Origin of the sequence: Bradyrhizobium sp. 23, assembly GCF_023073295.1 — a bacterium.
GTDB classification, from domain to species: Bacteria; Pseudomonadota; Alphaproteobacteria; order Rhizobiales; family Xanthobacteraceae; genus Bradyrhizobium; species Bradyrhizobium canariense_D.
The window spans coordinates 3,561-11,663 of the sequence record NZ_JADPJF010000064.1 but is presented as its reverse complement, the minus strand read 5'-3'; the positions used below and the strand labels follow the sequence as shown (position 1 = coordinate 11,663).

The 8,103-nt window shown below is 63.5% G+C and carries 10 protein-coding genes; 5 read left to right on the top strand and 5 right to left on the bottom strand.

Features of this window, described 5'->3' with window-relative positions; all coding sequences use genetic code 11:
- Positions 1 to 289, bottom strand: a 289-nt coding sequence (gene dksA, locus IVB32_RS15020; protein ID WP_247410666.1) for an RNA polymerase-binding protein DksA, incomplete at its 3' end; no start/stop codon positions are given.
- 215 nt (positions 290 to 504) lie between these two features.
- The gene (locus IVB32_RS15015) at positions 505 to 1,116 is read right to left on the bottom strand and encodes an NAD(P)-dependent oxidoreductase (protein ID WP_204511739.1); all 612 of its coding nucleotides are present in this window, start codon (positions 1,114 to 1,116) and stop codon (positions 505 to 507) included.
- Between the two features lie 147 nt (positions 1,117 to 1,263).
- On the opposite strand from IVB32_RS15015, the gene IVB32_RS15010 reads away from it, so the two are divergent.
- Positions 1,264 to 1,635, top strand: coding sequence for a helix-turn-helix domain-containing protein (locus IVB32_RS15010; RefSeq protein ID WP_026233175.1), 372 nt, complete (start codon positions 1,264 to 1,266; stop codon positions 1,633 to 1,635).
- A gap of 4 nt (positions 1,636 to 1,639) precedes the next feature.
- Here the strand turns inward: IVB32_RS15010 and IVB32_RS15005 are convergent, their stop codons facing one another.
- Entirely contained in the window at positions 1,640 to 2,053 is a 414-nt protein-coding gene (locus IVB32_RS15005; protein WP_247368207.1) for a flagellar assembly protein FliX, read from the bottom strand.
- Positions 2,054 to 2,324: 271 nt separating this feature from the next.
- Between IVB32_RS15005 and IVB32_RS15000 the strand changes: the two genes are divergently transcribed.
- The 4 genes from IVB32_RS15000 to IVB32_RS14985 all read left to right on the top strand — a co-directional run bounded on the left by IVB32_RS15000 (position 2,325) and on the right by IVB32_RS14985 (position 4,842).
- Positions 2,325 to 3,449: a flagellar basal body P-ring protein FlgI gene (locus tag IVB32_RS15000; RefSeq protein WP_247368209.1), complete on the top strand. Its 1,125-nt coding sequence runs from the start codon at positions 2,325 to 2,327 to the stop codon at positions 3,447 to 3,449.
- Positions 3,449 to 3,814, top strand: a complete 366-nt coding sequence (gene flgJ, locus IVB32_RS14995) for a flagellar assembly peptidoglycan hydrolase FlgJ (RefSeq protein ID WP_247368210.1) — start codon at positions 3,449 to 3,451, stop codon at positions 3,812 to 3,814. The genes IVB32_RS15000 and flgJ overlap by 1 nt, the downstream gene beginning before the upstream one ends.
- A gap of 11 nt (positions 3,815 to 3,825) precedes the next feature.
- Positions 3,826 to 4,323, top strand: a complete 498-nt coding sequence (locus tag IVB32_RS14990; protein ID WP_247368212.1) for a hypothetical protein — start codon at positions 3,826 to 3,828, stop codon at positions 4,321 to 4,323.
- Between the two features lie 159 nt (positions 4,324 to 4,482).
- Complete coding sequence (locus tag IVB32_RS14985) at positions 4,483 to 4,842, top strand: hypothetical protein (RefSeq protein WP_085358969.1); 360 nt, start codon at positions 4,483 to 4,485, stop codon at positions 4,840 to 4,842.
- Between the two features lie 137 nt (positions 4,843 to 4,979).
- On the opposite strand, the gene flaF is transcribed toward IVB32_RS14985, so the two are convergent.
- Positions 4,980 to 5,348 (bottom strand): flagellar biosynthesis regulator FlaF, encoded by a 369-nt coding sequence (gene flaF, locus IVB32_RS14980; protein WP_007612319.1) that lies wholly within the window; start codon positions 5,346 to 5,348, stop codon positions 4,980 to 4,982.
- Positions 5,349 to 5,639: 291 nt separating this feature from the next.
- Entirely contained in the window at positions 5,640 to 7,922 is a 2,283-nt protein-coding gene (locus IVB32_RS14975; protein ID WP_247368213.1) for a DUF1522 domain-containing protein, read from the bottom strand.
- Positions 7,923 to 8,103 lie beyond the last annotated feature (181 nt).

Genomic DNA, 8,103 nt, shown 5'->3' with positions numbered 1-8,103 from the left:
CCTCGAGCCGCTTTAACGAGATCGGCTCGCCGGTGTCCTCGCAATAGCCGTAGGTGTTGTCCTCGATACGCTGGAGCGCGGCGTCGATCTTGGCGATCAACTTGCGCTGGCGGTCGCGGGCACGGAGTTCGATGGCGCGGTCGGTTTCGGACGATGCCCGATCGGCGAGATCGGGGTGGTTCACATTCTCCTCCTGCAGGGCTTGCAGGGTGAGCTTGGACTCTTTGAGGATCTCATCCTTCCAGGCGAGGAGCTTCAGGCGGAAGTACTCCTTCTGCCTGTCGTTCATGAAAGGCTCTTTTTCGGTCGGTCGGTAGTTTTTCAACTTTTCCAAGGGCGGCCTATCTGTCTAAGCAACGACTCGTACACGGAACGGGGTCCGCTGAGCGGGGCGTTATATAGCGGCCTCCTGTGACAGACAATGTTTCCCTGATCGCCCGACCGGCGCCCCCAAGCCCTTGCACAGGAAGGTTTATCCTGGAGGGCCCGGGAGCGGCCGACGGCCTAGTAGCCGACCGTGAAACGCTGGCTCTCATGGGCCGGCCGCTCGATCTCGTCGGCGAGCGCGATGGCGTAATCCGCGAAGGTGATCCAGCTCTTTCCGTTCGCATCTGCGAGAAGCTGATCCGTCCCAAGCCGGAATTTGCCGGTGCGCTCTCCCTCGATGAACAGGGCCGACGGCGAGATGAAGGTCCAGTTCAGCTCCTTTTCCTGCCGCAGCAGGTCGAGAAAGGCTGAACCCGCCTCCGCCTCAGCCTTGTACTGAGCCGGAAAACCGGGAGTTGTCACCAGCTTGACGCCCGGAGCGACCTCCAGACTGCCGGCCCCGCCGACGACGAGGTAACGGCCGACCTTGGAGTCCTTGGCCGCGCCGATCAGCTTGAGCGCGTCGCTGGCCAGGAAGTGCACGGAACTCACGGCGACGTCGTGCCCGGCCCACAACTTGGCAAGGGCTGGCTGGTCGAGCACATCCCCCTTGGTCGGCGTGACGTTCGGCAGGACCGCGATCTTCTCCGGGTTGCGGGCGATGGCCGTAACCGCGTGGCCGCGGCGGGACAGTTCCTTGGTGATCTCCGACCCGGCCCGGCCCGAGGCGCCGGCAACTGCGATTTTCATGGAAGGCTCCTTTGCTCGTAGTAACCAACGGTGACTAAATATCGCAAAGAGCGCTGGTGTTAAGAGAGCACTTTGTGCTTACCTGATTACACCGGAGTAACCGGCGGCGGCCGGCAAATCAGCGGAATGGATCGTGAGGACCCTACGATGAAGCCAGACGTCTATGCAGCGAACTGCCCCACGCGACAGATCCTCGACCGCGTCGGTGACAAATGGGCGGTGCTGATCCTGCTGCTGCTGCGCGAGGATCCGATGCGCTTCAATCAATTGCGCCGCACGATCGAAGGCATTTCGCAGAAGATGCTGAGCCAGGTTCTCAAGTCGCTCGAGCGCGACGGATTGATCAAGCGTCACGCCATCGCAACCGTGCCGGTGACCGTGGAATATTCGATCACGCAGCTCGGCGTGACGCTCGCCGCCGCCGTCGATCCGCTGCGCGATTGGGCCGAACAGAATCTGAAAGACGTGCTCGCCGCCCAGCGCCGCTATGACGCGCAGTTGAAGGATGAAGCGGCGTAAGCCGCTACGCCTGCCCGGCCTTGGCGAGCTCGACCTCGACGCGCAGCTCGATCTCGGACAGCACCGAATCCAGGCCGGAATCGCCGGAGGACGATTTCAGGTTCGCCGCAGCGTCACGCAGCCGCATCACGGTCGAGGCGTCGAGCTTGCCGGAGAGGAGCCCCATCTTGAGATCGTCGAGCACGTCGAGCGCGGTCTTTCCGCGCACGACCGAGCGCTTGCGACGTTCGACCGGATCCTCCTCGATGCCTTGCAGCGCCAGCAGCCCGTCGATGTTTGCGGCCGCCTTCGGTGCGGCGGCGCCTCGCGTCTCCGGCGCCGACGAGGTGTCGGGCAGCACGAAGCTGCCGGAGCTCGTGCGCCTGGCCTGGCTGGCCGGCGTTCCAAGCGTGGTGCCGTTCGGTCCGTAGATGCGCATCGGAAGCAATCCGGGTGATCAATGCGCCACATTCGCCGTTTTATGGTTAACGGCGCGTAAACAGCCCGGCAAAATCTGCCGACAGGCGGCAGTTTCGCTCCTCAGGACAACACGTGCTGAGGTCGCTCGAAACAGATTTTATTCAACCTATTCAGCTACCTACCCCCGCTGCACCGAGTTGGCACAGCGCTCGCAAGGACAGCGTCGGACCAGCTCGTCATGGGAGTCTCGTGATGGTCCATCGATTTGAGGAGCCTCGGGGGAGCAGGGGATGCCAGGCGTTCGTTGGGTGAGACTTCTGGGGGTGGCCTGCGCCGCGCTGTCAGCGCTGGTGCTCTCGGTCAATTCTGCAAGCGCGACATCGCGCATCAAGGATCTCGCCAACATCGAAGGCGTGCGGCAGAACCAGCTCATCGGCTACGGGCTCGTCGTCGGTCTCAACGGCACCGGCGACACCCTGAACAACATCCCCTTCACCAAGCAGTCGCTGCAAGCGATGCTCGAGCGCATGGGCGTCAACATCCGCGGCGCCACCATCCGCACCGGCAACGTCGCCGCCGTGATGGTGACAGGCAATCTGCCGGCCTTCGCCACCCAGGGCACGCGCATGGACGTCACCGTCTCCGCGCTCGGCGACGCCAAGAATCTCCAGGGCGGCACCCTGCTCGTCACCCCGCTCCTCGGCGCCGACGGCAACGTCTATTCGGTCGCACAGGGCTCGCTCGCGATCTCAGGCTTCCAGGCCGAGGGCGAGGCGGCGAAAATCGTGCGTGGCGTGCCGACCGTCGGACGCATTGTCAACGGTGCCATCATCGAGCGCGAGATCGAATTTGCGCTCAATCGCCTGCCGAACGTCCGGCTTGCGCTGCGCAATGCCGACTTCACCACGGCCAAGCGGATCGCCGCCGCGATCAACGACTATCTCGGCGTCAAGACCGCCGAGCCGATCGACCCATCGACCGTGCAGCTTGCGATCCCGCCGGAGTTCAAGGGTAACGTCGTCGCCTTTCTCACCGAGATCGAGCAGCTCCAGGTCGATCCGGATCTCGCCGCCAAGATCATCATCGACGAACGCAGCGGCATCATCGTGATGGGTCGCGACGTCCGCGTCGCCACCGTTGCGGTCGCACAGGGCAACCTCACCGTCACCATCTCCGAGAGCCCGCAGGTCAGCCAGCCCAACCCGCTGTCGCGGGGGCGGACCGTGGTCGCACCACGCAGCAGCGTCAGCGTCACCGAGGACGGCAAGAAGTTCGCTGTCGTCAAGGACGGCGTCTCGCTTCAGCAGCTCGTCGACGGCCTCAACGGTCTCGGCATCGGCCCGCGCGATCTCATCAGCATCCTGCAGGCGATCAAGGCCGCCGGTGCGATCGAAGCCGACATCGAGGTGATGTGATGCAGACCGGCATGGTCAACACCGCACGGCTCGCCAGCTCCGCCTTCGCGGTAGAGAGCCGCAACGGCCGGCCGGACTTCGATCTCGCCGCGGCACTGCAAAAGGTCTCGCCGAAACAGCAGGCCAAGGCGCAGAAGATCGCCACCGACTTCGAGGCGATGTTCCTCAACAGCATGTTCTCGCAGATGACCTCGGGCCTGAAGGGCGAAGGCCCGTTCGGCGACACGCCTGGTACCGGCGTGTGGCGCTCGATGCTGACCGAGCAATATTCGAAGAACTTCGCCAACGCCGGCGGCGTCGGCATCGCAACCGACGTCTATCGCACCCTGATCATGCAGCAGGCAAAAACGATCCGCACGGCATAAGGTCAAACGAGATGAATCATTTCAACGCCTCGCGTAAGCCCGTGCAAGCGCAGCGCCCGAACACCGCACCCAGCAGCGCCGAGGCGCGCAAGATCGCCGAGCAGTTGATGGATGCGATGAGCGCCCTGCTCGGTCTGATCGAGCGCGAGACCGAGCTCGTGCGCGCCGGCCAAGTCCGCGAGGCGATGACCCTCGAGAGCAAGAAGCAGGAGCTGTCGCGAAACTATGTCGGCGCGGTCACCCAGTTGAAGGCGAACCAAGCCCAGCTCGCCAAATCCGCGCCCGAGCTGCTCTCGACGCTGCATCGGCACCACGATGCATTCCGCGCGATGCTCCAGGTCAACCTCACCGTGCTCGCAACCGCTCACGCCGTGTCGGAGAGCGTCGTGCGCGGCGTCAACGCCGAGATCCAGAAGCGCAACGTGCCGAACACCTATACGGCCGCGGGACGACGCGCCACGCCGGGCCCGCGCCACATCACGCCGCTCGCGGTCAGCCGCTCGCTCTGAGCGCGCGCAACAACAAGCCACAATTTTACGAAAAACCGCGCGGCAACATCGTCGCGCGGTTAGGCACGTTTCCTTACCGGATGTTCAATCCCGGTGTTCCATGGTTGCGTATTGAGAGGGGTTGGGATTTGACTCACGTGAGGCAACCAGGAGGCTGCCATGAGTACAGATTTCAGCATCAGGCCGGTGGGGATACCGGTTGCCGTGCAGATCGTAGCGACGTCGAATGCGGCGGCGAACGAGGCCGTACAAACCGATCTGCCCGTGAGCCAGACAGTGGCCGCTGGCGAGGCGAGCGCGCCTGCACGCAATGATTTGCGAAGCAACGAGAACGTCTCACGCCAGGTCGTGTTCGACCAGGCGGCGGCGTCGTTCGTCTTCCAGGTCGTCAACGACAGGACCGACGCGGTGGTCAACCAGTTCCCCGACGAAGCAATGCTGCGCCGGCGGGCCTATTTCCATGCGCAGGATTTGAAATCCGAGCCCTCGCGTCCGGCCAGCACGGACCGCAGCGCCTGACCATCAGGCGTCGAGCGTCGCAACGGCAACATCGAGATCGCTCGCACCGGTCGCGGGACCGGTGACGACGTTCCTGATCTGCGTCTTGTCGGTATACGTCAGCATAATTTGGTGTTGAAGGAACGAGCCGTGCTCGATCACGGACGGCCGGACAGACCAGCGGCGATATTGCGGTTGATCTCGATCAGCGGACGGAAGTGATCGAACTGCGGACTCATCTGCAGCGCGGCGGTCTGGCTCAGCACGAACACGCTGATGTTGGCGATCTTCTGCCGGACGTCGATCGGCTGCGGATTGTTCTCGCGCATGGCCTCGCTCAGGAAAATCGTCCAGAGCTTGCGATTGAACATCAGGGCCTGCGTGGTCTGCTCGCTGAACGGCTCGGCGCTGTTGATCGCATCCTGAAGCTTGTTCGCGGCCTTGAGCAGGGTCTGCGCTTCGATGTCGCGAGGAGATGCGGTGGTCGTTGCAACACGCGCGTAGGCCGAGGCAGCGGAATTCGACATCAATCACACCCTGGAGGTTACCTAGCCCGTTGAACGCGCTTAAGGATTTCTTTCCCGACCCTAGGCAGCACCGCTTAAGATTTGCTTACATGTGTGCTTGGAAGCACTCCGGATTATTACGGGTCTCGGAGTTCTTCGTCATTGTGAAGCTAGGCGCGCATGTACACGCTGTAAACACGTCACGCGTGGTGCGCGTCGATCTCAGCTAATCCTGCCTTAGCGATCTCCGTAAAATGAACGGCGGAGCGTTAGCCCCGCCGCGAAATCGATGAGTGATCTTGCGCCGCGAAATTAGCGGAGCAGCTGTAGCACGCTCTGTTGCGACTGGTTGGCCAGCGACAGCGCAGAGACCGCGATCGACTGGCGGGTCGACAGCGCCTGGCTGTTCGCGGCTTCCTCGTTGGTGTCGGCCAGGGTCAGGTTGGCCGAGCCGGTCTGCAGAACGTTGATCAGGTTCTTGGAGAAGTCCTGACGCACCTGCACGATCGACAGATTCGAACCGAGCGAAGAACCCTCGGAGCGCAGCGTGCTCGAGGCCGCATTCAGGCTGGCCAGCACCTTGTTGGTGGCACCGTTGTCGATGAAGTCCGTGCCCGGAACGAGATTGCTGAGACCGAGACCGGCCGCGTTGAACACGACGCCGTTGATGCCGAGCGTCGAACTGCCGTTCTCGTTGAAGACCAGCTTCAGCGTGTCGCCGTTGAGCAGGTTGACGCCGTTGAAGGACGAGTCCTGCGAGGTCGTGTCGATCTGCGCCAGGATGTTGTTGAACTGACTGACCAGGCCGGAGCGCGCGGTCTGCGCGACGGGATCCTGAATCGGGGGCTGCGCGGTGGTAAAGGCCAGCACGCCGGTGAGCGTACCGCCGACCGTTCCGCCAGCGGTACTCGAGCCGAGGGTCGAGGATGCGTACTCGTTGACGGTGGTGACCGTCAGCACGCCGTTGGCGTCGATCGTCGCCGTCAGGTGGTTGGCCTGAAGCTGCACATTGAGCTGGTCGAGCGTCTTGACCGTGCCGTTGGTGCCGTCGCCGAAGGTGACGTTGACCGGCGTGCCGCCGTTGAAGGAGGTGAAGGTCAGCGTCTTGCCACTAACACCGCCGACGCCGGAGGTGCGCGCCGCGCTGAAGGCGGTCGCCGTTCCGGTGTTGCCGCTGAGGCCGAATGCGGCGAGCGCATTGCCGGTGCCGGTGATCGAGAGGTCGGCGTTGATGCCGGTCGAGAGCGCCAGCTGGCCGCTGGTATTCACCGACGACGGGATCTGGCCTGCGGTGGTCGAGAGCGTCGCGGCACCCAGGAAGATGCTGGCGGTCTTCACGCCGGTAGCAAGGTCGATCGAATTGAGCAGGTCAGTCAGCGTCGCGCTCTGGAGATAGATGGTCGAGTTGCCGTTGCCGTCGGTGACGATGTTGCCGCTAACGCCGCCGGAGGTCACGCTCGTGGCCGATTGCGGCGTCTCGGCGTTCTTGAAGGTAATGGTGTGGCCGTCGATGTTCAGCGTCGAGCCATCCTTGACGAGACTGCCGAGCGAACCCGCAGTCGTCTGGCGGTTGGCGCTCACGCTGGCATTGCCTGCGCCGGTCGCCGAGGTCAGTCCGAGCGCCTTCAGGAAGTCGGCCTTGCCAGTCACGCTCAAATCGGAACCGGTCGAGCTCTTCAGCGTAACCGCGCCCGCGGCAATGGACGAGGGCGTCTGGGCCGTACCGACTGTCGCGCCGCTCGTCGCGATCGTGGCGGCGCCTGCGCTGATCGTCGCTGTCTTGACCCCGCTGGCAAGGTCCACCGCGCTGAGGAGGTCATTGACCGTAGCCGTGGGAGCGCCAGTCGTTCCCATGTAGATGATCGAATTGCCAGTGCCGTCCGTGGCGATATGGCCGCTCGGGTCGAGGCCCCAGCCGGTCGGCTGCGCCGAAGGTGCAGCACCGGTGCGGAACGTGACCGTCTTACCGTTCACGGTGATCGAGTCGCCGTCTGCCGGCGACGATCCGAACGTGGTCGCGGCGGTCGCCCCGATCAGCGTGTTGGTGCCGGCGAGGTTCGTGGCGTTGTCGGCTGCCTTGGCAACCGCGCCGGTCAGTGTGCCGGCGGTCGATCCGAGCGACGCACCGAGCGAGGCGCCTGACGTTACCGGCGTCACGCCGCCAGGTGCGCCGGTATAAAGCACGTTGCTGTTGGCGGTCGCGCTGGCATAGGAGGTCGTGCCGCGGAGATCGGCGGGCGTTGCACCGGGAATCGTGGTGGAGACGTTCGATTTGGTTGAGTAGCCGACCGTGGTCTGCAGCGCCTGGTTGGCGATTGACTTCGCAGAGTCGATCAGCTTCTGCAGCGAGGTGATGCCGGTGTTGGCGGCCTGGAGCACCTGGACACCGTTGTTGATGCCATCGAGCAGGTTGCTGATGTCGCTCGCCCGGTTATCCAGTCCCTGCGCCGTGAAGAAGTTGGTGGGATTGTCGAGCGCGGTGTTGACCTTCTTGCCGGTCGACAGCCGCTCCTGCGTCGTGGCCAGCAAGTCGGCCGTCGACTGCAGCGACAACAGGTTCTGGCGAACGGACGCCGAGAGAACGATGTTGGACATTGGCAGGTCTTCCTCTTGAACCGGATACGAATCGGCCACGCGGGTCTGGAAGCGGGCTTTTGTCCAGTCTTAGAGCCTGTCCTTTAAAGTATGGTTAACGCCGGTTTAAGGGATACGGTTAATGCGGGGTTAGCGCCCCTCCCCCGGTTTCACACGGCTTCACGCCAAAAAGAAAGCGGCG